This is a genomic window from Thermoflavimicrobium dichotomicum (genome assembly GCF_900114055.1).
In the GTDB taxonomy this organism is placed as follows: domain Bacteria; phylum Bacillota; class Bacilli; order Thermoactinomycetales; family Thermoactinomycetaceae; genus Thermoflavimicrobium; species Thermoflavimicrobium dichotomicum.
The window spans coordinates 1-24,818 of sequence record NZ_FORR01000029.1; the positions used below are offsets into that span (position 1 = coordinate 1).

29 protein-coding genes and 3 pseudogenes are annotated in these 24,818 nt (G+C 39.1%); 11 read left to right on the forward strand and 21 right to left on the reverse strand.

What is annotated here, in order from left to right; all coding sequences use genetic code 11:
* Positions 1-1,033: 1,033 nt before the first annotated feature.
* A complete protein-coding gene (locus BMZ78_RS19670) occupies positions 1,034-1,210 on the forward strand; it encodes an IS3 family transposase (protein WP_093231634.1) in 177 nt (58 codons plus the stop codon).
* Positions 1,211-1,292: 82 nt separating this feature from the next.
* Here the strand turns inward: BMZ78_RS19670 and BMZ78_RS17205 are convergent, their stop codons facing one another.
* Complete coding sequence (locus BMZ78_RS17205; protein WP_093231635.1) at positions 1,293-3,020, reverse strand: GMC family oxidoreductase; 1,728 nt, start codon at positions 3,018-3,020, stop codon at positions 1,293-1,295.
* A gap of 409 nt (positions 3,021-3,429) precedes the next feature.
* Here BMZ78_RS17205 and BMZ78_RS17210 point away from each other — a divergent pair, with 409 nt between their 5' ends.
* The 4 genes from BMZ78_RS17210 (at position 3,430) to BMZ78_RS17220 (ending at position 5,229) form a co-directional block, all read left to right on the forward strand.
* A complete protein-coding gene (locus tag BMZ78_RS17210) occupies positions 3,430-3,657 on the forward strand; it encodes a hypothetical protein (RefSeq protein ID WP_093231636.1) in 228 nt (75 codons plus the stop codon).
* Between the two features lie 350 nt (positions 3,658-4,007).
* Positions 4,008-4,406: an ATP-dependent DNA ligase gene (locus BMZ78_RS19245; protein WP_245739907.1), complete on the forward strand. Its 399-nt coding sequence runs from the start codon at positions 4,008-4,010 to the stop codon at positions 4,404-4,406.
* A gap of 100 nt (positions 4,407-4,506) precedes the next feature.
* Positions 4,507-4,857 carry a hypothetical protein gene (locus BMZ78_RS19520; RefSeq protein ID WP_341849650.1) on the forward strand — a complete coding sequence of 117 codons (351 nt, stop codon included), beginning with the start codon at positions 4,507-4,509 and terminating at the stop codon, positions 4,855-4,857.
* Positions 4,858-4,872: 15 nt separating this feature from the next.
* Entirely contained in the window at positions 4,873-5,229 is a 357-nt protein-coding gene (locus BMZ78_RS17220) for a YhjD family protein (RefSeq protein WP_093231637.1), read from the forward strand.
* 287 nt (positions 5,230-5,516) lie between these two features.
* Here the strand turns inward: BMZ78_RS17220 and BMZ78_RS17225 are convergent, their stop codons facing one another.
* On the reverse strand, positions 5,517-5,624 hold the full coding sequence (locus tag BMZ78_RS17225) for a helix-turn-helix domain-containing protein (RefSeq protein ID WP_245739908.1): 108 nt from the start codon (positions 5,622-5,624) through the stop codon (positions 5,517-5,519).
* On the opposite strand from BMZ78_RS17225, the gene BMZ78_RS17230 reads away from it, so the two are divergent.
* Positions 5,575-6,282, forward strand: a complete 708-nt coding sequence (locus BMZ78_RS17230; RefSeq protein ID WP_245739913.1) for an RNA-guided endonuclease TnpB family protein — start codon at positions 5,575-5,577, stop codon at positions 6,280-6,282. The two genes, BMZ78_RS17225 and BMZ78_RS17230, sit on opposite strands and share 50 nt — an antisense overlap.
* A 384-nt stretch (positions 6,283-6,666) precedes the next feature.
* Here BMZ78_RS17230 and BMZ78_RS17235 read toward each other — a convergent pair whose 3' ends face one another.
* The 14 genes and pseudogenes from BMZ78_RS17235 to BMZ78_RS19675 form a co-directional block, all read right to left on the reverse strand.
* Positions 6,667-6,858, reverse strand: a complete 192-nt coding sequence (locus BMZ78_RS17235; protein ID WP_093231639.1) for a hypothetical protein — start codon at positions 6,856-6,858, stop codon at positions 6,667-6,669.
* Between the two features lie 368 nt (positions 6,859-7,226).
* Complete coding sequence (locus tag BMZ78_RS17240; protein WP_093231640.1) at positions 7,227-7,430, reverse strand: hypothetical protein; 204 nt, start codon at positions 7,428-7,430, stop codon at positions 7,227-7,229.
* A gap of 254 nt (positions 7,431-7,684) precedes the next feature.
* Positions 7,685-8,155 carry a GNAT family N-acetyltransferase gene (locus tag BMZ78_RS17245; protein WP_093231641.1) on the reverse strand — a complete coding sequence of 157 codons (471 nt, stop codon included), beginning with the start codon at positions 8,153-8,155 and terminating at the stop codon, positions 7,685-7,687.
* A gap of 129 nt (positions 8,156-8,284) precedes the next feature.
* Positions 8,285-8,971, reverse strand: a complete 687-nt coding sequence (locus BMZ78_RS17250; protein ID WP_093231642.1) for a class I SAM-dependent methyltransferase — start codon at positions 8,969-8,971, stop codon at positions 8,285-8,287.
* Between the two features lie 663 nt (positions 8,972-9,634).
* Positions 9,635-10,861, reverse strand: coding sequence for a dicarboxylate/amino acid:cation symporter (locus BMZ78_RS17255; protein WP_093231643.1), 1,227 nt, complete (start codon positions 10,859-10,861; stop codon positions 9,635-9,637).
* Between the two features lie 301 nt (positions 10,862-11,162).
* A complete protein-coding gene (locus BMZ78_RS17260) occupies positions 11,163-11,672 on the reverse strand; it encodes a hypothetical protein (protein ID WP_139203355.1) in 510 nt (169 codons plus the stop codon).
* Positions 11,673-11,900: 228 nt separating this feature from the next.
* Positions 11,901-12,470 (reverse strand): hypothetical protein, encoded by a 570-nt coding sequence (locus BMZ78_RS17265; RefSeq protein ID WP_093231645.1) that lies wholly within the window; start codon positions 12,468-12,470, stop codon positions 11,901-11,903.
* Between the two features lie 89 nt (positions 12,471-12,559).
* Positions 12,560-12,824: pseudogene (locus tag BMZ78_RS17270) on the reverse strand (Tn3 family transposase); the annotation flags it as partial.
* 432 nt (positions 12,825-13,256) lie between these two features.
* Positions 13,257-14,087 carry a YheC/YheD family protein gene (locus BMZ78_RS17275; protein WP_093231646.1) on the reverse strand — a complete coding sequence of 277 codons (831 nt, stop codon included), beginning with the start codon at positions 14,085-14,087 and terminating at the stop codon, positions 13,257-13,259.
* Positions 14,087-15,214, reverse strand: coding sequence for a 2-aminoethylphosphonate aminotransferase (locus tag BMZ78_RS17280; protein WP_093231647.1), 1,128 nt, complete (start codon positions 15,212-15,214; stop codon positions 14,087-14,089). The genes BMZ78_RS17275 and BMZ78_RS17280 overlap by 1 nt, the downstream gene beginning before the upstream one ends.
* Positions 15,202-16,374, reverse strand: a complete 1,173-nt coding sequence (gene aepY / locus BMZ78_RS17285; RefSeq protein ID WP_175482547.1) for a phosphonopyruvate decarboxylase — start codon at positions 16,372-16,374, stop codon at positions 15,202-15,204. Before aepY ends, BMZ78_RS17280 begins: the two co-directional genes overlap by 13 nt.
* Complete coding sequence (gene aepX / locus BMZ78_RS17290; RefSeq protein ID WP_093231648.1) at positions 16,371-17,270, reverse strand: phosphoenolpyruvate mutase; 900 nt, start codon at positions 17,268-17,270, stop codon at positions 16,371-16,373. The genes aepY and aepX overlap by 4 nt, the downstream gene beginning before the upstream one ends.
* Positions 17,271-17,399: 129 nt before the next feature.
* Positions 17,400-18,140, reverse strand: a complete 741-nt coding sequence (locus BMZ78_RS17295; RefSeq protein ID WP_093231649.1) for a YheC/YheD family protein — start codon at positions 18,138-18,140, stop codon at positions 17,400-17,402.
* A gap of 161 nt (positions 18,141-18,301) precedes the next feature.
* Positions 18,302-18,688 (reverse strand): PhzF family phenazine biosynthesis protein, encoded by a 387-nt coding sequence (locus tag BMZ78_RS19675; protein ID WP_093231650.1) that lies wholly within the window; start codon positions 18,686-18,688, stop codon positions 18,302-18,304.
* Here BMZ78_RS19675 and BMZ78_RS19260 point away from each other — a divergent pair.
* Positions 18,646-19,163: pseudogene (locus BMZ78_RS19260) on the forward strand (Tn3 family transposase); the annotation flags it as partial. The gene BMZ78_RS19675 and the pseudogene BMZ78_RS19260 sit on opposite strands and share 43 nt — an antisense overlap.
* A gap of 76 nt (positions 19,164-19,239) precedes the next feature.
* Here BMZ78_RS19260 and BMZ78_RS17310 read toward each other — a convergent pair.
* From BMZ78_RS17310 to BMZ78_RS17320, 3 genes are all read right to left on the reverse strand, one after another.
* Complete coding sequence (locus BMZ78_RS17310) at positions 19,240-19,581, reverse strand: hypothetical protein (protein WP_093231652.1); 342 nt, start codon at positions 19,579-19,581, stop codon at positions 19,240-19,242.
* A 322-nt stretch (positions 19,582-19,903) separates the two neighbouring features.
* Positions 19,904-20,545, reverse strand: coding sequence for a hypothetical protein (locus BMZ78_RS17315; protein ID WP_093231653.1), 642 nt, complete (start codon positions 20,543-20,545; stop codon positions 19,904-19,906).
* A 14-nt stretch (positions 20,546-20,559) separates the two neighbouring features.
* Positions 20,560-21,132, reverse strand: a complete 573-nt coding sequence (locus tag BMZ78_RS17320; RefSeq protein WP_093231654.1) for a hypothetical protein — start codon at positions 21,130-21,132, stop codon at positions 20,560-20,562.
* Positions 21,133-21,636: 504 nt separating this feature from the next.
* Here BMZ78_RS17320 and BMZ78_RS17325 point away from each other — a divergent pair.
* From BMZ78_RS17325 to BMZ78_RS17340, 4 genes are all read left to right on the forward strand, one after another.
* Positions 21,637-23,043, forward strand: coding sequence for an L-cystine transporter (locus BMZ78_RS17325; RefSeq protein WP_175482549.1), 1,407 nt, complete (start codon positions 21,637-21,639; stop codon positions 23,041-23,043).
* A 352-nt stretch (positions 23,044-23,395) separates the two neighbouring features.
* Positions 23,396-23,698, forward strand: coding sequence for a PadR family transcriptional regulator (locus BMZ78_RS17330; protein ID WP_245739917.1), 303 nt, complete (start codon positions 23,396-23,398; stop codon positions 23,696-23,698).
* A gap of 10 nt (positions 23,699-23,708) precedes the next feature.
* A complete protein-coding gene (locus tag BMZ78_RS17335) occupies positions 23,709-23,945 on the forward strand; it encodes a hypothetical protein (RefSeq protein WP_093231657.1) in 237 nt (78 codons plus the stop codon).
* A 37-nt stretch (positions 23,946-23,982) separates the two neighbouring features.
* Positions 23,983-24,219, forward strand: a complete 237-nt coding sequence (locus tag BMZ78_RS17340) for a hypothetical protein (protein WP_139203357.1) — start codon at positions 23,983-23,985, stop codon at positions 24,217-24,219.
* Positions 24,220-24,370: 151 nt separating this feature from the next.
* Here BMZ78_RS17340 and BMZ78_RS19265 read toward each other — a convergent pair.
* Together BMZ78_RS19265 and BMZ78_RS17345 are read right to left on the reverse strand one after the other, a co-directional pair.
* A pseudogene (locus tag BMZ78_RS19265) lies at positions 24,371-24,511 on the reverse strand (MFS transporter); the annotation flags it as partial.
* Positions 24,512-24,683: 172 nt separating this feature from the next.
* A partial coding sequence (locus BMZ78_RS17345; protein WP_139203358.1) for a zinc ribbon domain-containing protein occupies positions 24,684-24,818 on the reverse strand: 135 nt, incomplete at its 5' end.

Below are 24,818 nucleotides of genomic sequence, written 5' to 3' on the forward strand. Positions count from 1 at the left end.
AATCATCGTCACCTGCATGATTTATGAATACCTGATATCCAGCAACCTTCGCTTGGTTTGCTGCTAATGAAGTATATAGATCAAATACTTCACCAAAATGTAAAGGCTCTTTTTGTGCGTTACCGCCTAATACGCTTATGGGTAGTCCCTCCTAAAGGATATCCCTTAATAAAAATTTATATGTACAATAAATTTAATCATCTAAAGCACATAACAATGAAAAAAGAATACCGTCAGAAATTTTACTTATGCATAGGCACTACTTCGGACGTGTTTATATCATGGACAGCTCCAGAAACAAAAAAGCATGTATATACTTCGGTTTCAAAAGATGTCGATTATTTTAAAAGTAATTAGAAAATACTGTTAAATGTGAATAATTATTAGTAAAATGAGATAACGGATCAACAATGGGAAGTCATCAAGCCTACTGCCTGCTAAAAAACAAACATGGGTAGGCTGCCAGCAGACCCTAGAGCTTAATTCAAAAAGAGAAGTTATTCATCATAATGAATACTATGGAATGTTACAGCAGACATGAGTTAACCAATGATCAATGGAAATTGATCGAACCCCTTTTACCAAAAGGAAAAAAAGAGGTCGACCAATGACCGACCCAAGTCTAAGTCCAATTTCTTTTTGTTGGGCTATTATTTATTCTAATGATCTCAAGTATTTAGGTCATTGAATATGCGTAAAAATATATGAATAAAAAATATAGTAGGACAATTAGTGTTTATTAACAAAAATGCCGTCTGAAAGCCCATGGTTTGCGTGGGATGAAAGACGGCGTTGCTCGGTAATCCCTTCATGGGATTGCTTGGAGCAACAATTTTCTATATAATCAAACTATGAGTGGTGCTCATCATACTGGTAGTAGGGTTGATGTTCCTGTGGACGTCATGGTATGAGGTTCTGGTAGCGAAAAGTCTCCTACCAGGTAAAACCATGAGAGTGAATGAAAGGAACTAGCATACTGGTAACAGGTATGCCGCCCATGTGGGTACATGCGGCTTAGTGCCCTGGCTCGAAATTGTCAGATTATCGCTTCGAATTCAAGTCTTACGGCGAAGCTTATGAAGCAGTCACAGAATATATCCAGTTCTATAATAAACGTCGGATTCATTCTAGCTTACGAAATTTATCTCCAAATAAATTCTACCTGCAAAGCCAGAAGAAGCTAGTCTCCGTTCCAACAGTTCGAGTTTAGTTGAAAAAAGATGAAATAACGAGTTTAAGAGACACTCTGTCCAAAATTAAGGGGTTAATCCGACAAAATAAAATGCTTTGAGTTATTCTTCTAAACACCAATGAGACCGATTTCTGTTTTGTTCTTTAAGTAATTGCTGTGCAATGGTAAAGCCAATAAGGTACGCCGGTGCGGAAGTATTGCCATCTGTCGTAAACGGGATAATAGAATCATCCGCCACAATTAGATTTTTTACTCCATAAACCTGTCCTTGCTGATCAACTACACCTCCTTTTTTTAGAGGAGCCATTCGAAGAGCACCTTGTTGATGATGATTATGACCGAAATTTTGCTTGATAAATTCTTCAAGTTTAGCATCATGATTGATTATATCTAAAGTTGGTGAAACGAGTTGGTAAGCCGGATCAATAGCTGCTAGTTCCGCTGCTATATTCTTAATATAAACTTGGTAGATTCTTTTTATTGCTTCTAGGTCAGCTGGGTCTTTAAGAAACCCTTCATCAGCTGACACGATTTTTAGTGGGTCATTGTTTTGTATTTGAATAGAGCCTCGGCTTCTCGGTTGAAGGTAAATAATAGCAATTCTTAATAAGCCGCCAGAAACGATTCCTGCTAGTTGGACTCCTCTGCGATTCTGATCGGCTCCAATCATGGGGCTAGGCAAAAAAGCACCGGCTGTATAAAGAGCGTTTGGATCATTTGAAGGGAGCGGGTTATCGTTTGGATTAGTAGTAAAGACGGCAAAGTTTAGTGTATGGTTTCTAAGGTTCTTGCCCACATTTGAATTATTAAAAACAACAGGAATCCCTGCTTGTTTAAGAAGTTTCGCAGGACCAATTCCAGAAAGCATGAGAATGGGAACACTATTGATCCCTGCTGCAAGTATCACTTTTTTTCGTGCTATGGAACGAATATACTTTCCCTCTTTCAGAAATTCTATTCCAACTGCTTGTTTATTACGAAAAAGTATACGAAGAGCAGTTGATTTAAAGAAAACAGTCAGTTTTCGACCATTCACACCACGCCCATCCGAAGTCATGATATCAGGTGAAAGAAAAGCGGTCGATGAACTTTCTCGTTGACCGTTTGGATTCTGAAATAATTGCCAACGTGTAAAAGGACCAAGGGGTGTATTCGGATCATTATAATCAAGAATTTCTTTAAAACCCGTGGCTCGCTCGATTGCTGAGACCAGTTTTTTAGCCATAGAAGTTGGATTCACAGGAGCTTGCCGGATATCGATTCGTCCATGATATCCATGAATATGGGGATTATTTGTTTTTCCATTATACTTTTCCAGTTTTTTAAAGTTAATGAGAGCTTTTTGAGGAGACCAATGAGATCCTAAAAGATTTTCCCATTCTCTAAAAACAATTGAAGTAGGTCTTACATACTGTTGACCATTAATCGAAGAACCCCCACCCAAAAGTCGACCAGTCGTCCATTCAAAAGAACGACCATCTACTCCTTTTTGAGGAATTCCTTCTCCTTGCCAAAAATATTGTGGAAAAAATTTTTCTTCCAACTCCAACGCAAGTGTAGAATCCCGAATGGGTTTATCTTTATCGTTATTTTCTCCAGCTTCTAATACAAGGGCAGAAGTTTTTTTATCATCAGTTAGAATCTTGGCCATAACAGCACCAGCTGGACCGGTTCCAACTATGATATAGTCATAAACTAATTCTCCTTTATTTCTTACTCTGTCCCCTGTTTTTTTCTTGGTGATCTTTTTTTGGTCATTGGTGATGATTTGCTTTGCTATAGATTTAGTTCTCCACGGACGGGAAGAATCTGATTGGTGTGGACACATTTCGTTCCTCCTTACATGATAAACTTGGGCTTATATATCTTATGATTAGAAAAAAAGAAACTTTCCTTTTTTTATGATTAGGTAATATTCACTAAATATGCCCTATGAAACGCTGCTAAAGGTACTACTAATTGATTGATTTTTAGGAAAAACTAGGTCACTTCTCATAATTTTTGAGTAGAAGAAATTTTAGATAAGAAAATAATACAAAAATGGATATTAATGTATCTTTCGTAATTGATGTCTAGTGGCAGGAGAATACATATCATTATAAACCACACCCCACCACGGGTAATTAGAAAATATGGATAGATTAGGGATATTCATACAATCCTCTTCCTTTGTTGGATTAACGATAAGCTCTCGTCTTTTTTGTTTGCACAATAGGATGAAGGGGAGTGACAATTGGATGCTCCTAGTTGATTCGAGCAGCATCTTAGCCGCTTTTTTTGTTCAACTACTCAAAATTGAAAATCAGGGTGGCTACCTTACTCCCTCTGAGATTTATTCAGAGGGGTTACAGGCGAAAATAGAAGGGGTAGAGGGAGCATCAATCGATTCTCACCGCAAAAAAGGAATGTTGAAAGGGATAGAGAAAACTAAGAATAATAAGAGTATTGAGTCTACGATAGAATGAAAACTCCGAGCACAGTAAAGGACAACAAGTTTATTGATGATGAATACGTATTGGATCTACTATAGACTGAAAACACCAAGACCCTGGGATGGGACTAACAAGGATATTGGATCTACTTTAGAATGAAAACCTGCAATACTCTGGTTTTTAAAGGATTCCGTCGAACATCTCGTATTGCATCTACAATAGAATGGAAAACAAAAAGACTTGAGCCGCCGCTTGGTACTCAAGTCTTTTTCTATTTCCTTACTACTTGGGCTAATACCAGCGTATCTGCAACCAAGGTTTTAGGAAACATCTACCGCCGATATTCTTGTTCAATGATGATACTATGTACTTAGGTGATGTAAATGTTTATATCTCCAATGTTATTGCATAAAAGCGACAAAGCGTTTCATGACGCTGAATATATATCTGAGTTGAAATATGATGGAATCCGATTGATTTTATCGACGGTAGATGGAATCCGCGCTTACACACGGCACAACACACTCTGTACTAAACAGTTTCCTGAGCTCCAATCCGTTCATTGGCCAGCAGACACAATCCTGGACGGGGAGTTAATTGTGACAAATAAAAATGGTCATCCTGACTTTGAATCTGTTATGAAGCGATTTCAGACCACGAATGAACAGAAAATCCAATCACTCAGATCCACTCTACCAGTGCAATATCTTGTATTCGATAACCTGAGATATCAAGGAAAGGAACTTACACATTTGCCTCTTCTCGAGAGAAAAGCCATCTGATGAAGCGATTGAAAATAGTGAGATCATTACAAAGGTTCCATGGATTGAGGGAAGAGGGGACCAACTCTTTGAATTGGTTCAGTAGCAAGGATTAGAGGGAATCGTTCTAAAGAAAAAGGACTCGATCTATGAGCTGGGGAAACGCTCATGGAACTGGCAAAAGGTCATCAATTATCAGTATTATGATGTCGTGATTACGGGATACAGAAAAGGAGAGTTCGGATTACTTATTGGATTCGAGGATGGAAGGCCAGCGGGATTGATTGAGTTTCCTCCACCTCCAAACGTGAGAAAAGCATTATTTCCTGTGATGAATCAGTCAAAGGTGAAGGAAGATGAGCGGTTTGTGTATGTACGACCAAAGATCAGATGTCGGGTGAAATCTAGGGGACTTACATCCAAAGGGTTGATTCGGATTCCAGTTTTTCAGAAGTTCTTGTTCGCTTCATAAAGTAGGGGTGTCATCATGTTGATGGAACAGGGATATCAAGAGTTCCAACAATTAGTTATGAGATATATTCACCTGGAAGTCCTCATTCTCGTTTTGCAACAAGATTTAGAGAGAATCCGGCTTCTAAAGATGGGATCGATCTATGCAGAGTGGTTAGGATTGGTTATCGACCGAATCAACTCAGATTTAGGCAAGATGCGAAGGAAAATGAAATCGATGAATGGAAAGATTGTAGAAGTCATACAGAAAGAGAAAACACGATTGGTTAAGTACAAGCATCGAGGCTATCTGTACGAAGAAGAATACTTGAATTCATTGATCAAGGTAGAGTGTGAGAAGTTGTTGAAACAGTATTTGAAAAATCCCTGTTAGAGGCAGAAGGAGCATCCGTCATATGATCCAAGGATATGATTATTCAAAGCTTGCCGTCGTGTTCGGAGTTGAGGTGGAAAAGTTTCAGAGTACCTCGCTTCCATCCTTTCCTTCAATTCCAATGATCCCAAATTAATGTGTGCAGCATCAACGATTCGAAAGTTTTGAAAGAACCAGATGCAACAGCATTACAAAACGCTTTAAAGAACTTGGAGGATGCATTTAAACGCTTTTTCAAAAAGCAAAATGACCGTCCGCGCTTCAAAAGCAGGAAAAATCCGGTTCAATCATATACAAGTCAATCCCGTTTGCTCGTATTCTTCATTCCATTTAGCCAGGAAGTGATTGAATACAAAACGACTACAACCAATTAACTCTGCTACGATCCGCCGCAATCCATCAGGAAAGTACTTTGTATCCATCAAATGCGAAATGAACTACTGTCCATATAAACCTGCTCATAAAGAAAAAGCCATTGGAATTGATCTTGACTTAAAAAATTTCACAATCCTCTCTAATGGTGAAAAAATCAATGCTCCTAAATACTTTAGAAAGTATGAAAAACAATTAGCTAAATGGTATCGAATCATGTCACGTCGTCAATATGGCGGTAGTAATTGGAGCGAAGCACGATTGAAGGTTGCTAGAATTCATGAAAAAATCATCAATGCAAGACATGACTTTTTACATAAATTGTCTACCAAACTGATTCACGAAAACCAAGTGATCTGTTTAGAAGACTTACAAATTAAAAACATGGTGAAAAATCATAAGCTGGCAAAATCAATCACGGATGCGTCATGGTCTGAGTTTGTAGCCATGCTGGAGTATAAGGCGAAATGGTTTGGGAGAACGATTATTAAAGTGGATAAAACATTCCCATCCAGCCAACTATGTTCCAACTGTGGCTATAAAAACAAAGAAGTGAAGAGTCTCAATCTAAGAGAATGGACATGTCCAGAGTGCGGAACTCACCATGATAGAGACATCAACGTATCCATCAATATCTTGCAAGAAGGTATGAGACTTATTGCCGCTGGGCTGGCGGTCTAAGCTTGGTCAATTTCTCTTCAGTAGAAGGGATTACCCAAGAATCCCACGGCTTTAGTCGTGCGGAGTGTCAAGCGAGCGGATGAACACACGCTACGCCCAGGAGGGCAGAAAATAAGTCGAAATAAAAGGCGCTATGACGGCGCTTTTTTTTAAGTATTTAGGGTATACCGCTAAGTGAAAATAACGTTACAAAATGAAAAGGAGGGAGGATGATGGAGCTACTCAAGAAAGGAGATAAGGTAAAAGTACGCGGAAGCATCGGTGAAATAGTTGATTTCAAAAGTGTTACCAGGTAATGTTTAGCAAAAACTACAGTAAAATAATCCCGTTCTCCAAAGTCCATAAAAAAGCACCTCAGCGGGTGCTAGCGAGAGAGTTTTCTCATCATAGGCATAGCTTTGTCTCATGCCAAAGATAGATGGGATTTAAAACAAGTTCTTTTTTGACTTCCTCGAGGGAAGTATATTCTCCTTCGTGGCGTTTTTCCCATTGTTCACGCTCTTCATCGCTTAAAGGCACAGAATCAGGTTCCAAATGATCAAAGTGCTTGAAAGGATTTTCCTTTTTAACAGCCATTTTATTCAGCTCCCTTGATCTCCCTTGTTTGATATATCATTTTACTCTTTTTCAAGTAAAAAATTAGTGGTTTACGAGAAATCTCCACATTGATTCGAGATTTTCCGAAACAGAACACCGACGAATGACCTTCTATTTTGACTTCTGAGGCCTTTGTTTTTTGATATCTTTATTTTGATACAGGAATGCTTAACGTACAATTTTCTTTTGTCGGTACGGTGACCCCTATATTAGGGGTAAGATTAAGGGAAAACAAAAAGACTTGAGTGCCCTAAGAGGTGGCTCAAGTCTTTTTGTTTTCCATTTTATTGTAGATGCAATATCCTTTGCCCAAGAATTAGAAAAATGACTTGAGGTACAAACTCAAGTCATTTATTTTTATACGCTTCATCGAGAGCTCCAAATTCTTTAAAGAAAAGAATGTCTCCAAAAAGGGTGTAACGAATCTCTGGAGGTGATTGGCAGTAAATCAAATTATTTAACGTTACAAAATATTTGTTTTGTAACCTTAAATAAAGTGGAAAAAGGTCGTATTTTACATTAATTTTCTCTTTATCCTCGATTTTTGTCACTAAACTCACCTTGGTTTTTCGTCTCGTGTAAATAAGTTAACTATAGTTTTGAGAAATTGAAAAAAGAAAATGTTTTTGGTTCTATTTCAGCCTATCAAGGTTCTAATATCCAAATGAAACCGATATACCGTAACATTATCCCAAATGTTATATTCGAACGTGTAATTACCCGCAAAGCGAATTTCAAATTATGTATTATGCACATAAGAGAAGTCACAGAGGACTAGAAACATTGTCTTCTGTGACTTCTTAGATTAGTCTAATATTTTTACATATTTAATTGTTTCCTGTTTATAATTCATTCTTTCGTATAGTTTACGAGCCTTTTCATTATTAGCAAACACAAATAATACAACAGTCCCATATCCTTGTTCTCTAGCCCATTCTTCTGCGAAATCCATTAAACCCTTTCCAATCCCCTTGCCTTCAGCTTCTTTTGTAATAGCTATTGAATCAATAAAACCCTGTTTTACATTAGTAAACGAATCTATAAATTCCCCTAATTGAATATATCCTAGAAATTTTCCTTGATTATCTTCTGCAACAAAGATTTGAGTTGTTGAGCTCTCAGTTGCTTTTATTGCTGCCTCTTTATGAAAATTTTCCATGATCTTTCGATCCCGCCAACTAGAAAGCTCAAACTCAATATAGCGATTGGATAAAGCCAATATAGATTCCTTATGTTTATCTTGATATGGTGTGATGATAAAGTGTTTAGTTTGCATGCTGATCCTCCTGATCTGTTTTTAAATATCGATAAGTTTTCCAGTCGCGTTAGAATGATCCATTGTGATGTTCAGAGAAATCTCTTCGCAGTCTTTGCTCCCTCTACCCCTTGCAGGTTTGTTTTTAACTCAAACTTTCATTCCAACTAACAGTGCCCGATTCAAGGATAGATGCAAACATCCTGTGGTGAATCCGGACTCCTTCAGCCAAATGAGATGTTCTTCCAGGCTAGCTGGGTGATCATCCTTGTGTTGAAGTCTCTCAAGAAATTGCTCTCCTTTTTTTCCGCTCGGATGATCCGTTTTCTGTTCAAGCCAGTCCCACATGTCAGAGCAGACGGAATGCAGAGGTTCATCTGGCAATTTGATACGATCCATCAGTAGGAACAGACCTCCTGGTTCAAGCTGTTGGTGGATGAAGCGGTACACTTCTCTTTGTTTGTGATGCGGCAGATGGTGAAGCGTTTGTACGCTTATGACAGCTTGAACCATTAAAGGAACTGCAAGGGATTCGATATTACTGATATCATGCTGAATCAAATGACAACGTGCCACATTCAACCGTTGTTTGGCCAAGTCCAGCATCGCTTGGGAAGAGTCGACTCCGATAACAGTTAAATCTGGCCGCTTGGCTAACAGTTTCTCCTCAATCTGCCCCGACCCGATACCTAGATCCAGAATAGTTGCTCGTGAACGAAGTTTTTGCATGAGCAGAAAAATAAGCAGATCCATCTGCTCACCCCGGATCGGATTTCCTTCCAAAGCTGTTTTATTCCAGTGGAGCGCAAACTCTGGATTGTGCCAATCGTCTTTCATATGATCTACAACCTCTTTCAACAGTATTGGTCATTATTATGTTTTCACACTTTTATCAACAATAATAGACTGAACATTTTATTTATGGTATGCTAGGAATTGAAGTATGTTCAAAAATCAATGTTATGGAAATACGAGCAAATCTCAGAACACCTTCGGGGATGGATATCTCTGGTGACTTATACTAGTACGGGTAAAATCACTAATCCTAGTAAACACGAAATGACTTGAGAATCCGTAATGGACTCAAGTCATTTTCCATTTACTGGAGAGATGGCCCCAAAATCGACGTTCGCTCCCTCTACCCCTGGTACGAGGTTCTGGTAGCGAAAGGTCTCCTACCAGGTAAAACCATGAGTGTAAATGAAAGGAACTAGCATACTGGTAACAGGTATGCCGCCCATGGGTACATGCGGCTTAGCATGGGATGGTGTGATAACACACCCCTGAACTTGGGCGCCCACCAAAACAGAAATGGACTAAGGGCGCTAACGACCCGAGAATCCCACGGCTTCAGCCGTGTGGAGTGTCAAAGAGTATTGTAAGAGTATCGTAAAAGAAAATACTCCTTTGGGAACGATGTTACCTAACCAGTAGGGGTCTATTCAAAATAAAAAGCTTCTCGCATTCGGCAAGCCAAAGCAAGAAGTTATCTTTCCCTATCTAGAATTCTTTCATAGTTACTGCTTTCTTTATCCAATTTTTCCCTTCGATAAATCTGGCTACCATCATACTAGCTACATTGTCACCACTTGCATTTAACATGGTAGCTGGCGGATCGATAATCGTGCTGATCGCCGCAATGATCGGTAATGCCTCCACAGGGAAATCATATAAACTGATAATCAGCGTTTCACCAATCAATCCCCCACTCGGAATAGCTCCCATCACTATACCAACAAGCAAGGAAACTGCAATGATACTCAGCCATACCATTGGATCATGAATATCCTTATGAAAGATGCCAAACAAAAAGACAATTTTCAATACCCCACCAATGACAGAGCCATCTTTATGCAGTACCGCTCCCATGGGGATGACTGTCTCACAGATATCCTTACTCACTCCCATGTTACGTGCAGCTTCCAGGTTAACAGGGATAGTGGCAGCACTACTACATGTAGCTAATGCAGTTGCTGCAGGAGACAACATGTTTTTCCAATGTTGAATAACGCCTTGTTTACGTCCTGCAATATACGCATATAACGTAAAAGCTACAAAAAAGTACAATAGGGATAAAGGATAATAAATAGCCGCTGCCCGGAAATAGGTACCGAGAAGTGTTGGACCGAATTCACCAACCAGTGTTGCAAAATAAGCTCCTAAACCGATTGGTGCATAAAGCATCGCTAAATTAATAATCTTCATAAAGACCTCTGCCCCAGACTGCAGGAATGAACTAAATGGCTTGCCTTTTTCTCCAATCATTGAAGTGGCTACTCCCACAAAAATGGAGAAGAGAATCAAGGCGAGCATATTATCTCGAGAAAATAATTGCCCAAACTCAGATACTGTAAACGTTTTCACTACTTGTTCAGCTAGCCCTACTTTTTCGACTTGCTCAGGCTTTTCTAATGGAATTTCCACCCCTTGGGCTGGAGGAATAGCAATCATCACAAATAAAGAAATAATGGCTGCAATCAGACCTGTAAAAAGAAAAATCCCCATCATGGAGCCCATGATCTTCCCAAAGCGTTTAACTCCATCCATTTTTGCAATCGAAGAGGAAATTGTAAAAAACACAAGAGGTATTACTATAGTAAAAATGAAATTCAGAAAGAGATCTCCTAAAGGCTTTAATACTGTTGCCTCTTTTCCCATAAATACACCAAGTAACCCGCCTATTATAATAGAGCTTAACAAAATGATGGTAAAACGATATGCCCTCATGGTTTGAGCTCCTTTAATTAGAGTTTACTTCTACATAAATCCATAAATTAAAAAAATGCGTAAAACTATGTTCCACACGTTCCTTAACGAAATATAAGAAAAACTTCTATTTCCCACATAGCACTCACAAGCAATTTCTTGTTACTCTTAACTACCGAAACCTCTTTACCAGAGATTTTGACAAGCTTTTCATACTAATTATGTTCAACTTAAATTTAACAATTTTCAGTAAACACGTCAATGGATTAAATAGCTAACTTTACTATAAATGAAATGGATGTCCTCTACTTATATTCTTAGCTTAACTATCCCTTCTAATCTCATCGCTCTGAAAGGGGTTCCTAGGATCGATATTCACATTTTCATCCAAGTTACTTCTAATATGAGCACCTATTCGCATCATCGTTTTTGGAACCATTTCTTGATACTGAGTGTAGACAGGACTTATTGATTTAAAAAGCTCTGAATCACTGTTAAGGTCATTAATAGAGATATCGAACAACTGTTTATTTCTAGCTTTAAGAATGCATTCGATCTCCTCGTATATCCGCAACATCTCATCGTCTCCAAAATATCTAATACCCATCTTAATTTCCGACCAATTTTTTAATTCCATCATAAAACAATTGATAAACCAATAAAATTCACCTATTGTGTGGGAATGGCCATATAATGCTTTAAACATCAGCAGTGCTCGTTGTCCAGAGGTGAGACCTAAGTAAACTTGTTTCCTTTCTGAAGGAGTTTTTTTAAGAACTTTTTCAAGTGCAGGATCTTCTATACATAGCCTTCCAAGTGCTTCATCATTCAATGAGTCCAACACCTCTCGCTCTATTGTCACTAGCATGATATCCCGCCTTTGTGTATTCCGAGGAGTCTTTATTAGTAGCATTAATTATTATATCAAACAATTTAAATAAAACTAGGGTATTTTAAGTATTGATAATATTTTTAGGTATGTATAATAGACTAATTTGCATTTAATAATGGTTTGCGTTTATTGTTCAGTTAACATTTTATAAAAAGGTACACCGCACCACTAGGGTTCAAAATTAAATCTTATAGAATCTAATTCGGGCTCACCCGGATGAAAATTGATTTCTAAAATATCTTCATTGATCCATTTTACTTCTGGTTTGTACAAACCATTGTAAAACGATATAACTTCATCTTTTTTGTTATAAAAATCTTTAAAGAAATAAAATTTAACCGGATAAATATTAACGATTGAACCTCCATCATCGTCAAAACCATTCGCGTGCTTTACTACGGTTACAAAAACTGTATATTCACCATTAGGCGATGTGAAATAAAATGCTTTATCATAGCCTATATCCATAGCTATAACAAAATTAACAAAAGCAAGTATAAATAGCAAAATAATGAAAAGAACAACAACAATTGAGAATATGATCTGATTAAATCGCTTTTTTAACCAAGGATAAACAATGACAAAGAAAGTCGTTAAAATGAATATATCAAATATGATTAAATTGATGAAAGGATCAATTAAACTGTATCCAAAGCATGCTAATACAGCCAAAAACACACATGGCAAGAATATGATATATAAGTAGCTCTTTAGAATTAAGTTTTTGGTTAATTTCATAACAGATATACCCTTCTAAATATTTTTATCTGTCATCTGGTGGCAGTGGGTGACTTTTTTCTTTTTTTGTGTTCTTTTTTACTCAAGTCGACACGAATATTAGCTGCCTTTAGGTTCTCAGGATGAATAAACTTCCGCTTGATATAGAGAAGGTTGTCATAGGTTACATCGGTATCGCCTGTGGCCATCCGCTTCAATCCCATGTTAGTTCCTAAACCATAGAGACAAAGTAGCAAGCGCTTCTGGATCTCTGAACGATCCAAGCGTTCATGAGCGGCCAAGGATTGAAAAACTTCCGTAAACCCGATATGGAGATCGACTTCCTTGAATATGGATCAGTTCAATCATCCACCATCAGTTGGCACTCTCTTTTTTTAATGGATTTGATGTCTATGGTTGTATTGTATTAAAAAGTGATTCTTTAGAAAACCCAGATGATTAACAGCACTAGGAGCGGTTTTTTATAAACAAATCCCACCCAGATCACTGGGTGGGTTGATTTTATATATAAACTCTTTATTAACCTTACTGACGAGTATAATTTCTAATACGCATCCCTTGTGTTTTTGTTGAACCTAACTTTTCTTAGTACAATGGCAAGTCTTTGTCACACAATAAATCGATCATGTAGAAGCGATCTAATTCATGTAACATGCGACGAATCAATTCTTTTAAGGGCAGTTTTTGCAAACCTCCCGGGTCGGATTTGTATTCTCGATATCCGGCTTTTAGGATTACCCATTTCACAAGATGAGGGGAAAGAAAATATGAAGAGACCTTCAAAATCTAGTCAAGAAAAGGAAATTCGGGATAGATTGGTGCTTCCTCTTCATCAGGATAGATGGCTGGTGCTTCCTCTTCATATGAATCATTTGGTGTCCAACCTTCTTTATATTCCATAATTCGACGATACATTGTTTTGTTCTTCAGTTTACGAAAATGGGACAAAATCGGAAATAGATTCGCTTCAATGATCCATACATGACCATTCTTGTCCAGTGCAATATCCAATCCGTAAATTCGATGGCCCTTGAAAAAAGATTCTAATCTTCTGGCGGTCAGTATTGCAACCCTTTTAATTTTGGACTGTAAAGTTTTTGTGGAGAGATTTTGGATCGATGATTTTTTTAGGGCGATTTTAACCGGCATTACAGTTCCTTTGCTCCTAGAAATGTTCGAGACGATGTAACCTTTACCTGCGATTTTGGCAACTTCCCCAGTAACTGCCCATACATTGCTGTTTCTTCTTCGCTGTACGATGACCCGCATATCAAAAGGACGGCCATTGACTGTCGGGCGGGAAATTCTGCGTTGAACAATATACTTGCTAGATCCCATTTTTCTTTTTAAATACTGATACGTTTTTTCTTTTCCTTGGATCGTGATTCTCCTATTCTCATAATGCAAAACATACTTATTGTTTCCTATTGAAGATATTTGAATGACGCCACTTCCCCGGCTGCCTTTTACCGGTTTTACAATGACACGTCTATATTTTTTGACAAGATTCCATAGAGAATCTCGCGTCATTATCTGCGTTTCTGGTAAGTAAGGCAATAACTGCCTGGTTTTCATAAACTTATATTTCAACCATTTGTTTCTGGTTGCATTTGCCATTAGCTCTCCACCTTTCTCCATTGATCGTCGATGCTTCTGAGATAGCGTTCAAGCAATTCTAAAAATGTTTCTATATCCTTGTAGGTGATGTCCCCAATATTTGCGATCCTGAAGGTTTTCAATCCGTCGAGTTTGCCGGGATAAATGGTAATGCCTCTGCTGTAAAAATAATCGTGCATTTCTTGAAAATCATAGCCGGTACAGTCAGGTTCGACTATGGAAGTGACAATTTTGGAATGATAGGCTTCGGGGACGATGTATGTCAACCCCAACCGGGTAATCCCCTTAATCAAAGTTTCCCACGATTTTACATACCTTTTGTATCGTTCCTTCACACCTTCCTGCTTTAACTCTTCGATTGCTTGTTTCAGGGCATAAAGGGTTTGTACAGGAGGGGTAAACCGCATTTGTCGATTTTCCAAAAAATACTTATATTGATCGTACAGATTCAGATAATAATTTCTCGGTTTCTTGTGTTTCATGCATTCCAATTTGCTTTTTTCCGCTATAACAAAAGCGACCCCCGCCATACCTTGAAGGTTTTTGTTCGAGCTTGATGCCAAATAACTGATATTCATTTCCTTCATTTGAATCGGAATGGCCGCAAAAGAACTCATGGCATCCACAATCATGTCGATTCGGTGTCGCTTGCATAATTCTCCAATCTCTTTAATATCGTTTAACAGTCCGGTCGTTGTCTCATGATGTACAACAGCGAGATGGGAGATGGTTCGGTCAGAATTTTTGATATACCTTTCTAAAGCTCCCAGATCGATTGCATCATCGGGAGGACTGATAAACTCCAAGTAATGCAATCCATAGGCCTCCGCCATCTCACACATCCGTTTTCCATACGCCCCGTTATTGATAATAACCACAACATCATCATCCAAGACCGAACTAATTATGGATTCTACGGCCGCGGTGCCGGATCCACCGAACAAAACCGTTGTATAATGATCCGGATCAGCAACCAGTCGAGTGAGTTCTATGGAAACATATTCCATCAATTGGCCAAATTCCGATTCTCGGGGGCAAATATCCGGTACCACCTGCGATAATTTCACACTGTCAGTAGTGGTCGCTGGACCGGGATTAAGCAAAATCGTTCTCTTTATCGTCCGCATAAATCTCCCTCTTCCTTAATTCCCGATGGATGTTTGTTTAAAAAATGCCGCAGACGTTCTTTTACTTCATGAGGTTTGACCTTTGGACGTCCAAGCTTCTCTTTAGAGTTTTTAGAAATTTTAAAATACAAGAAAGTCAGCCCTTTTGTTTTCTTCCATTCTTTCAAGGAAACTTCCAATTCTTTTAAATTGTGAACGTATAGGGACTTCGTGTAACCACAGGAAGCGGCAATATCTACGAAATGGGTATTATGGGATACCGTGCTTTGTCCTCCTGTTGAATCATGGGCGTTGTTGTCAAGCAGAATATGAATCATATTGGGCGGATTGTAATAACCGTTTGTCGCCAAGCTTCCCATACGCATGAGCAAGGAACCGTCCCCGTCAATTACGACAATATCCTTGTTTTTTTGGGTCAGTGACAAACCAAGTCCAAAAGAGCTGATGCATCCCATGGAACCCACCATGTATAGATTGTTGTCGGCATCTTCGATTTCATATAATTCCCGCCCAGTTTTTCCGGTTGTGGCAAGCTGTACAGTTTGGCAGTCTTTCAAAGAATTAATGACAGTCAACGCTTCATGCCGTGTGGGGAGCTGATTTTCCGCCTTACCCCGTACTTTGATTTGATTCAAATGAATGGAGAGCTGTTGTTTTTGCAAAACCACTTCATCGAACGTCCCTTTTTTGACGACAAAGAAAAAGGGACGATTGTGCTCAATATGCTGATTGGCTTGAACCAGTTGGCGCTTGGCCTCCTCCAAATCATTGGACAAATAATCCCATTGAACTTGCATCAAATCCAACAGTTTCATTGTGATCCGGCCAATCAGTTCATGTTGTGGTTCATCAGGAATACCTGGCTCGCCCCGAAGGCTGACAAATCCAAGCAGTGGAATTCGAAACGGATAGTTTAGAGATGTCAATGGCGAAACGGCGTTTGTCAGGCCTGAATTTTGCATGAGAACAACAGATTTTTTCCCTCCGATATATGCACCGGATGCAATGGCGACCGCATCACCTTCATTAGCAGCTGCAACGTAATCGCATTCGTTGATCGCATAGTTGATTAAACTTTTCAAGAAAGAGCACGGAACCCCACTGAAAAAACTAAATCCTAATTTTTTCAGTTCTTCTCCAAACATCCTCGTATTGATCATAAGTGTTCATCCGAATCCATTTTCGTCGAAGGAAGATATTTTCGTTCCGCCTCTTGAAGCTCATCGACCTTTTGCAGTCTGAAAACCTCTTCTATGGTGGCGATACTGCCTTCCGCTTGGACAAGGCTTTCTTCCCAAAAAATTTGGCCGGATATTTTTTTCATAGCGTTAATCGATGCCCTCAAATTATGGTTTGCCCAAATAACAAGGTTGACCCCCAACTCCTGAAACCGGCTTGTCGGAGTTGTATAATATTTGGTAGGCACAATCACGACTGGCAATCTACCCTTCCATTCTTTCATAAACGATTCGATTTCCTCTATATCTGATCTTTTGCTGTGAATGAGTATGGCATCAGCACCTGCCTGCCGATAAGCCTCTGCACGCCGTAACGCCTCCTCAAGACCCCATCCCGCAATAAACGCTTCCACTCTTGCCACGACCATAAAATCTTTATCCGTTTGAGTATCTTTCATTGCTTTAATCTTGCCGCAAAATTCATCGATATCGGCAAGTGGTTGGGCTTTAGAGTTAAGGAAGGAATTGTTTTTCGGAAACTGTTTATCTTCAATACATACCCCTGCAATTTGGCGCTGTTCCAACTTTTTTACCAACCGCCTGGCATTGTTGAAGTTTCCAAAACCTGTATCTCCGTCAAGCAAAATCGGAATCGACGTAGCATCGCTCATAAATTCTAAAACATCCAACACTTGCGTCCAGGAAGCTTCATTGTTGTCCCTCACACCCATTGCTGCGGATATGGATAATCCACTGGCCCAAATCCCTTTAAATCCAGTCTCTTCGACGATTTTAGCCGATAGGCCGTTATGGGCTTCCATTAAAAAATCTAGATTTGGTGAATGGATCAGACGTTTTAATTGCCTGGTTTTTTTCATAGAAGTCTCCTTTCTGGCCCGGTACCAGCAATTGTGCAACCAACTGAAAAAGTATGATTTCTCGTTTAATTGCTGGTTTCGGGCTTTTTCTTTTATAATAATCTATAAAGTATCGAATCTTCATAAAGATCAATAATACAATTTTCGGATCAATTGTTTGTTTTTCCTGATTTTTAGTAGCATCGTCTTATCGGGAAGGTGTGTGAACAACTTATGCCCTGGTCTTGTATTGGCTTCAATGATCCATAGACGACCGTTTTTCTCTATTCCAAAATCAATTCCTAGTTCGCGAATACCAGAATGTCGTTTATTAAGTGTTTCAGCAATGATAGATGATAATTTTGTCATTCTATTTAGACTATCATTCACTTTTCTTTTGTTGTTCTTAAAAAGATTTGAAAGTACTTTGTTTAACGGTTCTCCATGCCCCCCTTTGCGATAATTTGTAACATAGCGATTTGGAGCGGCCACACGGGCAACCATACCGGAAATGGTCCATTTCGAATATGGTTTCTGCATATACACCCTAATATCAAAAATTGATCCGTTGTATTCGGCCAATCGAAGCCCCCTCTGCACAAGATAACGTTGGGATGGTTTTTGATAGGACTGAATTGCCTTATACACGGAGTCTGAACTGACATACTTGTGTTTTTGTCCGTAACGAACCTCATAATGGTTACGTTTCCTTTTAACTCTGATGATTCCTACTCCACCACTGCCGTGATTAGGTTTGATAAAGACAGAAGAATGGGATCTCAGCATTTGTAAAGCCCCTAAGGGGGTAAGCCAAAGGGTTTCAGGTAAATATTGACGCAATTCGGGGTGTTTCATCATCTCTTTGTGCTTCATCATTTTTCCAATCGTCATTTATGCCACTTTCTTCCTTTTTTGTATATTTATATTTAGGTAATTCAAAAAGTGAAAGGGCTTTTATCTTCTAAGGAGAAATATAGTTTTATGTACAGAGTGTGTTACGAAAAATGGATTAAGCGTTACTAGTAAAGAAAAAATAGGGGGGAAGGAGGCAGTTAACAGTCCCTAGAAATATAGTCAAACGTAGATAATTTTGAAGCAATGCCGAGTGCATTTGCAAGCTCGGCCAGCTCCACAGCTGGAATGTCGTGCAGAACGGGTTTCGGTAACGTGAGAAACAAACGATCTCCGTCAATGAGGATAGAAACCAACCCCTTGCCGCACTCCTGTACCAGACGCCCCGCCGTCTTGGGCTTCAATCCGTGCCGCAACACGGCATAAGCCGATCCGATCGTGGGGTGGCCGACAAACAAAAGTTCTCTTCGGGGTGTGAAAATGCGCAGTCGATAGTCAGCTCGGGGATCAGTAGGCTTGCACCGGTATTGACGCGCACGATTAATTAATTCGTCAACAGTTCGATCAAATAATAAAATACGCCACAACCTTCGCTAGGGACTGCCGAAAAAATCGATCTTAAAACGGTTCATCCGAAACAGCGGACATCTAACGTATCGGACATTGAGTGAATTAGGGAAAGCCGATCTTCTTGTGCGAATACCTTCATTCGGAGGAAATTCGCCGTGTAATCCATGAAGAATTGAATGTGGTAGAGAATTGGAATTCCGCCAAACAGCTTTATTTTTTATGGGAATGGAGGCAAAATCCAAACCAATCAGCTGGAAGATCAGGAAGTGGCGGTATTATCCTTGCATCTGTTGAAAAACTGCCTGGTCTTTATCAATACTCTCATGATCCAGGAAGTTTTGATGGAGGATAATCATAATTTATTAAACCAGCTAACCCCCGGACTTCCGTGCTTTGACGCCGTCGATGTATTCGCATGTGAACCCTTATGGTACCTTCCGATTGAACATAAGAGAAAGGTTATCATTAGAACAAAAAGTGGGCATATCTTGATTGCGTTGAAAAAGGTACTGTCAGTATAACGAGTGTTGAAGAAATTCGGGGTTTGCCCCCACCGGTTGTGCCATACCTATTGCTGGGAATTGGTCAGGACCGGGGGGGATATTGCCACCGTTGCAGAGCTGCTGGCGCGGATATCAACGTGACTCGACGATACACCAAACCTTCCTAAAGATGTAACTAAAGATTTAGCTAAAAAACTGATAGATCGATTCTGAAATAGCCAGGATATGCCACTAAGTCCAATCATAAATAAGCTAAAGCGGCCCCCAATATCTATCCAAGCCCAATACTCTAGCATTTGTTTTTGTTGTCCAATATCTACTTGTTGACCTAGATAATAAGCGTACACGTTATAAAAAGCAAAAATGAGAAGAAACCCCCATAATAAAAAAGGAATCCTTTTGAGCATAAAATTCTCCTTTTTCTTTTTTTATTGTTCTTTCTACTTCCAATTTTGCCTTTAGTTTTAGAACATTATCTAAATAAGTAAACTAATTGCCTTATAAATTAATCTCTTTGCTTATACAGATATTCGCACTTTTATAACGTTAATCCTTATTTTTACATAGATTTTAGCCCATTTTTTCTAGCTTATCGACCTTAAACGAGATAATTTCGTCTGTAATTCAAATTATCCAGTGCTTAAGCAAATTGTGTTTTGTAGCTCAAATGTTGTTTCCAGACTCAGTAAAATAAGGCTGATGATATAAAATACATCAGCCTCTTAAAAATTAACGACTTCCATCTGGTTTTTCTGGTAACTCAACATATCTAGCTTTTTTGCCTGCTTCTTTTGCTTGCTTTTCAAGTCCTTCATTATAATGAACATCTATTAATTTGATAACTTCTTCATTTGACATTTCATTTAGGTGACTATACTTTCCTTTTACAGATATACTAAATACCCCAAGATTCCCTTTACTCATTTTATCTAATGTTTCTTTTACATTTACATCATGATTTGACTTTTCTAACCTTTTAATTGCATCATCAACTGATTTCTTGATATCCCTCCCCTTAACAATAGTCATAGCCCTACCGTCTTGTCCAGGAACCCAATACCAAACTCTTTTAATTTCAATACTCGGATATTTATCAATTAACTTTTGAACCTCTGAAAGTGACAAAAAATGTTGAAAAGTTACTGTCGCTTCAACGTTTCCATTTGGGAGTTTTTCACTCATTCTTTTTAGCATTTCTTTACGTTCTTTTTGATGAGTTGCTTTCTTGGCAGCCGTTTCTTTACTAGGCAGACCACCAACAAATGTTCTAAATTCCTTATTGCTTTGAGAAAACGCGCTATTGTAATAGAAGCCACTGCACAAAGTCAATCCGACAACAATAACTGCGGAAATTACTAGTTTAAACTTCATATTTTCACTTCCTTTTAATCGTTATCGAAATCGATTTTTGTGTTATATCCTACTCCAAATGATTCATATTCAGTTGGAACACAATCGTAAATTAAATCTGTTTCTCCATATTCCGATTCCAGCGTCAAACTAGAAAGATCACTTTGGCTTCCATTTTCTTCAAGGTATAGAGTTCCAGAATAGCCTTTTTCAGCTGTTATTACATCTGGATCGTGTGAACCAATGGTAACATCGTTGTCATCTGGATTCTGTCCAGATTCATACTCATAATATGCATCTGGAACATAGGCAACAAAATCTCGAACACCTCTAAAAAAGTCATCAGGGTTAGTCATCCTTGCTTCATATTCCCAGCAATCAGTTGAATCAAAAGTACTTACTCCATTTGCAGTCCACTTTGCAGAGCCAAAGAATAGGTAAGAATAAGTACTGTCACTTCCTTTCATCAATCCACCATCACCGCTATATGGTGAAAACCATTTATCAAATTGCACAGAATCACCATTAACAACAGCATAAGTTGAATCAAAAGATACAAAAGTTAGAAGGAGAGATAAGAAGACTGATAAACTATGTTTTTTCCACATAATAAACACCATCCTTCGGTTATAAGTTTTTTTAACAAAACGTGTGTCTGCAGTGTTTGAACTTTTTATAGACCACATCCCCCTTCCTCTGAAATTTGTTTATAGATTTCTGTACTAATATTATATTATATATAATAATTAAATTATCCTTGTTAATATTATTTTTACTTTTAAATATATTAATCTACTTATACTATCAAACTGGAGATTAGGTAGGCGACGATCCAAGTCTAACCGATATTTTTGGAAGAAAATTAAACAGCGCCAAGCCGAAGGCATAGCGCTTGCCAAAGCTTGATGGAAATTACTTGCGCTGCTATTTATCAATACATAAATAAACAACCCTGAAGAGTGTTGTAATTAAAAACACCTATTTTTGGAATCTGCTTTGCGGGTAAAGATACGTTCGTTGGTATTACCCAGTTATTGGTGTATAAATGCATACTTGACCGATAGGATTTATTAGTTTATATTTTTATTGCCTATTAATAAGTTGGATGTAGAATGGGAGGATGGAGCTTGAATACATTATTAGTCATTTTAAATATTATTTTGTTCCTTCTGATTATTTCTGGTCTATATCTTATGCAAAAAAAACATATCTCCTTTTCCAAACGCGTTTTTACAGCGTTAGGAATTGGGATTGTATTTGGTTTTGCTCTGCAGTTTGCCTATGCATCAAACCATAATCTTCTATTAACCTCGATCGATTGGTTTAATATTGTTGGAAGCGGTTATGTAAAGCTGTTACAGATGATCGTCATTCCCCTTGTGTTCATTTCTATTTTAATTACTTTTACGAAACTCAAACTATCTAATAACACTGGTAAGATTGCTGCTCTTATTATTAGTATTCTTGTTGGTACAACAGCCATTGCTGCATCCATAGGAATTGCTGCTGCATTGGGTTTTGATTTAAAAGCGGTTCAAATCGAACAAGGGAATGCAGAGATTTCACGTGCGAAAGCCATCGAAGAAAAATTTAATGAGATTAAAGACCAAACCTATCCACAAAAAATTCTTGAATTAATTCCAGAAAATCCATTTTTAGACTTTACTGGCGCTCGACCCACTTCAACAATTGCTGTAGTCATTTTTGCAACCATTATTGGGATTGCTTATTTAGGGGTAAAAAGAAAAAATCCGGAGCAAGCGGATTTATTTGCGAAAATCGTTGAATCTTTCTATGCTGTCGTCATGAGAATGGTTACCCTCATTTTGCGTCTTACTCCATATGGAGTTTTTGCTATTATGACGAAGGCAGTGGCAACCACGGATATTGATTCGGTTTTGAAATTGGGTAAATTTGTAATAGCATCCTATGTAGCACTTCTTGTTATGTTCATTATTCACTTGATTTTGCTGGCTATATCTGGATTAAATCCACTCACTTATGTAAAAAAAGCCATGCCCGCTCTTTCATTTGCGTTTACATCACGCTCCAGTGCAGGAACTTTGCCACTGAACATCCAAACTCAAACGCAACAACTGGGAGTATCTGAAGGAATTGCTAATCTGGCTGGTTCATTTGGGCTCTCGATTGGACAAAATGGGTGCGCTGGAATTTACCCAGCTATGCTTGCAGTCATGATTGCACCGACTGTTGGGATTGATCCACTGAATCCAACCTTTATTCTCACTTTAATTGTGACTGTGGCCATTAGCTCATTTGGTGTAGCAGGTGTCGGAGGAGGAGCCACATTCGCAGCCATTCTTGTACTCTCTACGATGAATTTACCTATTGGTTTAGCTGGATTGTTGATTTCGGTTGAGCCATTAATTGATATGGGACGTACAGCTGTAAACGTGAGCGGAAGCATGACAGCAGGTCTACTCACTAGCCGAATCACAAATGAACTTGATGTCGATGTGTATCATAACAGTAAACCAGATGTAAGTTATCAGTCATAAAGTTGTTTGTATATGGGATATACAACATTTATAAGACACCTCTCTTTCCTATTGAGGTGTCTCTATTTTTATCCCAAGCTATTATTTATCAGATAAATATGTTAGTTGCGTAGTTACCAGAATAATTAGCTATATGCTCTTTAATTGATTATTTCTTGCAATTAGTTTATTTTTTAAGCCATATCTCCAATCCAGTCCCAGCCGTATCCTTTTGAATCTTGCATTTCTTAAACCTACTTTTGGACACCATTTCCCTAAACTGATCTTCCGTGTATGCACGTTTAATGAGACTGAACTTAAAAACCCATTTTGTAAATAGACGATTGATTCCAGTGAGACCCGGGGTGGTCTGTTGAACCTCGGTCGATTTTCAGAACCCGGTTTATTCATTTTGACCAGTCTTGCTGACGGCGAGAAACACGGATACGCCATGATTGAAGACATTGAAACATTTACTGGTGTTCGACTGGGTCCGGGTACTCTGTACGGCGCCATTGCCCGCTTGGAAAAAAACGAGCTGATCGAACCTGTCGAAACAAGCGATCGTCGGCGCCCGTATCGCCTGACGCCAGCAGGGAAAAAGTTTTTGGAGGAAAGTCTCGTTCAACTGGAGAAAATCACAAAAACCGGGTTTCAGAGGTTAGCGATCCTATGAAAGTAGCAGCTTGTATCCGAAAAATTGGCGTGACCGGTACGAAGATGAATTGCTGGCGCTGATGGAAGCACGCCCCCTTCATTTCTCGGATTGCCTCGATATAGTTTTAGGAGCGATCGATGCTCATCTTCATCGCAGCCTCATCTCTGATCAAGGAGTGAACCGCATGCAACGCGATTTGAAGTTTGAGCGAGTTTGGTTTTACGCATTAGCAGTGATCTTGGGTATTCTCATCGCCCCTCAATGACATGAACGTCGACGAACCCCAAGGTGCCATTCTTTCGTTGTTTGTGTTTGGTGCCTTTCTCGGATCGGCAAAGCCGGAATCTTTTTGGAAACTGGCCCTGGTGTTGGCTTGCTTCCTTCCGGCGCTCGGTGTCGCTCATCTGCTTATCACCGGCCACACCGAGTTATTGGTGAAGCAGGGACTGGGGTCGCTACTTGCCTTTATCCCGGCATTTTGTGGGACTTATACAGGTCGACTCATTCGCACCAAATGGGTGAACAAACAAAAAGCATAGCAAAAAACCCCGACTGATGCCGGGGTTTTGCCTCTGCTATCAATATAGCCGCATTTAATGCAGGAATTGCGATCGGCTCTTACCTGGGAGGAATGGTCACCCATTCTTTGGGGCTCATTCACACTTCATGGGTTGGAGCAATGATGGTGGTTAGGGATTTGATGGGATTCTGATTTGACAATTTACCCCCGATGATGTTTCCGATCGCAATCGGAACTCCGTAGACAAGCAAAATGATGCTTACGGCATTTGCTTGAAAGCCCGTGATTTCCTGCAGTAATGGAGAGAGATAATTGACACTCCACACGGCTGAAGCCGTGGGATTCTTGGGTCGTTAGCGTCCGCAGTCCGTTTCCGTTTTGGACAACGCCCAAGTTCAGGGGTGTGTCATCACCCCGTCCCATGCAGTTATACGGCACTAAGCCGCATGTACCCACATGGGCAGCATACCTGTTACCAGTACGCTAGGCTGCTAACCCAGAAATGGCTTTGGCTATATTGATGGCTCCATTCAGATCAGCATGGCAGGTATAACCACACTTTTTGCATCTGAATTGGATGCCATCTCGATTCGCTTTTTCACGATGGCCACATTTACA

Excerpts from the sequence above, each read along its gene's own strand:
- BMZ78_RS17205 (WP_093231635.1), bottom strand. The coding sequence starts at position 3,020 with ATGTGTCCACACCAATCAGATTCTTCCCGTCCGTGGAGAACTAAATCT.
- BMZ78_RS17210 (WP_093231636.1), top strand. The coding sequence starts at position 3,430 with ATGCTCCTAGTTGATTCGAGCAGCATCTTAGCCGCTTTTTTTGTTCAA.
- BMZ78_RS19245 (WP_245739907.1), top strand. The coding sequence starts at position 4,008 with ATGTTTATATCTCCAATGTTATTGCATAAAAGCGACAAAGCGTTTCAT.
- BMZ78_RS17220 (WP_093231637.1), top strand. The coding sequence starts at position 4,873 with ATGTTGATGGAACAGGGATATCAAGAGTTCCAACAATTAGTTATGAGA.
- BMZ78_RS17235 (WP_093231639.1), bottom strand. The coding sequence starts at position 6,858 with ATGGCTGTTAAAAAGGAAAATCCTTTCAAGCACTTTGATCATTTGGAA.
- BMZ78_RS17245 (WP_093231641.1), bottom strand. The coding sequence starts at position 8,155 with ATGCAAACTAAACACTTTATCATCACACCATATCAAGATAAACATAAG.
- BMZ78_RS17250 (WP_093231642.1), bottom strand. The coding sequence starts at position 8,971 with ATGAAAGACGATTGGCACAATCCAGAGTTTGCGCTCCACTGGAATAAA.
- BMZ78_RS17255 (WP_093231643.1), bottom strand. The coding sequence starts at position 10,861 with ATGAGGGCATATCGTTTTACCATCATTTTGTTAAGCTCTATTATAATA.
- BMZ78_RS17265 (WP_093231645.1), bottom strand. The coding sequence starts at position 12,470 with ATGAAATTAACCAAAAACTTAATTCTAAAGAGCTACTTATATATCATA.
- BMZ78_RS17275 (WP_093231646.1), bottom strand. The coding sequence starts at position 14,087 with ATGGCAAATGCAACCAGAAACAAATGGTTGAAATATAAGTTTATGAAA.
- BMZ78_RS17280 (WP_093231647.1), bottom strand. The coding sequence starts at position 15,214 with ATGCGGACGATAAAGAGAACGATTTTGCTTAATCCCGGTCCAGCGACC.
- aepY (WP_175482547.1), bottom strand. The coding sequence starts at position 16,374 with ATGATCAATACGAGGATGTTTGGAGAAGAACTGAAAAAATTAGGATTT.
- aepX (WP_093231648.1), bottom strand. The coding sequence starts at position 17,270 with ATGAAAAAAACCAGGCAATTAAAACGTCTGATCCATTCACCAAATCTA.
- BMZ78_RS17295 (WP_093231649.1), bottom strand. The coding sequence starts at position 18,140 with ATGACGATTGGAAAAATGATGAAGCACAAAGAGATGATGAAACACCCC.
- BMZ78_RS17310 (WP_093231652.1), bottom strand. The coding sequence starts at position 19,581 with ATGCTCAAAAGGATTCCTTTTTTATTATGGGGGTTTCTTCTCATTTTT.
- BMZ78_RS17315 (WP_093231653.1), bottom strand. The coding sequence starts at position 20,545 with ATGAAGTTTAAACTAGTAATTTCCGCAGTTATTGTTGTCGGATTGACT.
- BMZ78_RS17320 (WP_093231654.1), bottom strand. The coding sequence starts at position 21,132 with ATGTGGAAAAAACATAGTTTATCAGTCTTCTTATCTCTCCTTCTAACT.
- BMZ78_RS17325 (WP_175482549.1), top strand. The coding sequence starts at position 21,637 with ATGGGAGGATGGAGCTTGAATACATTATTAGTCATTTTAAATATTATT.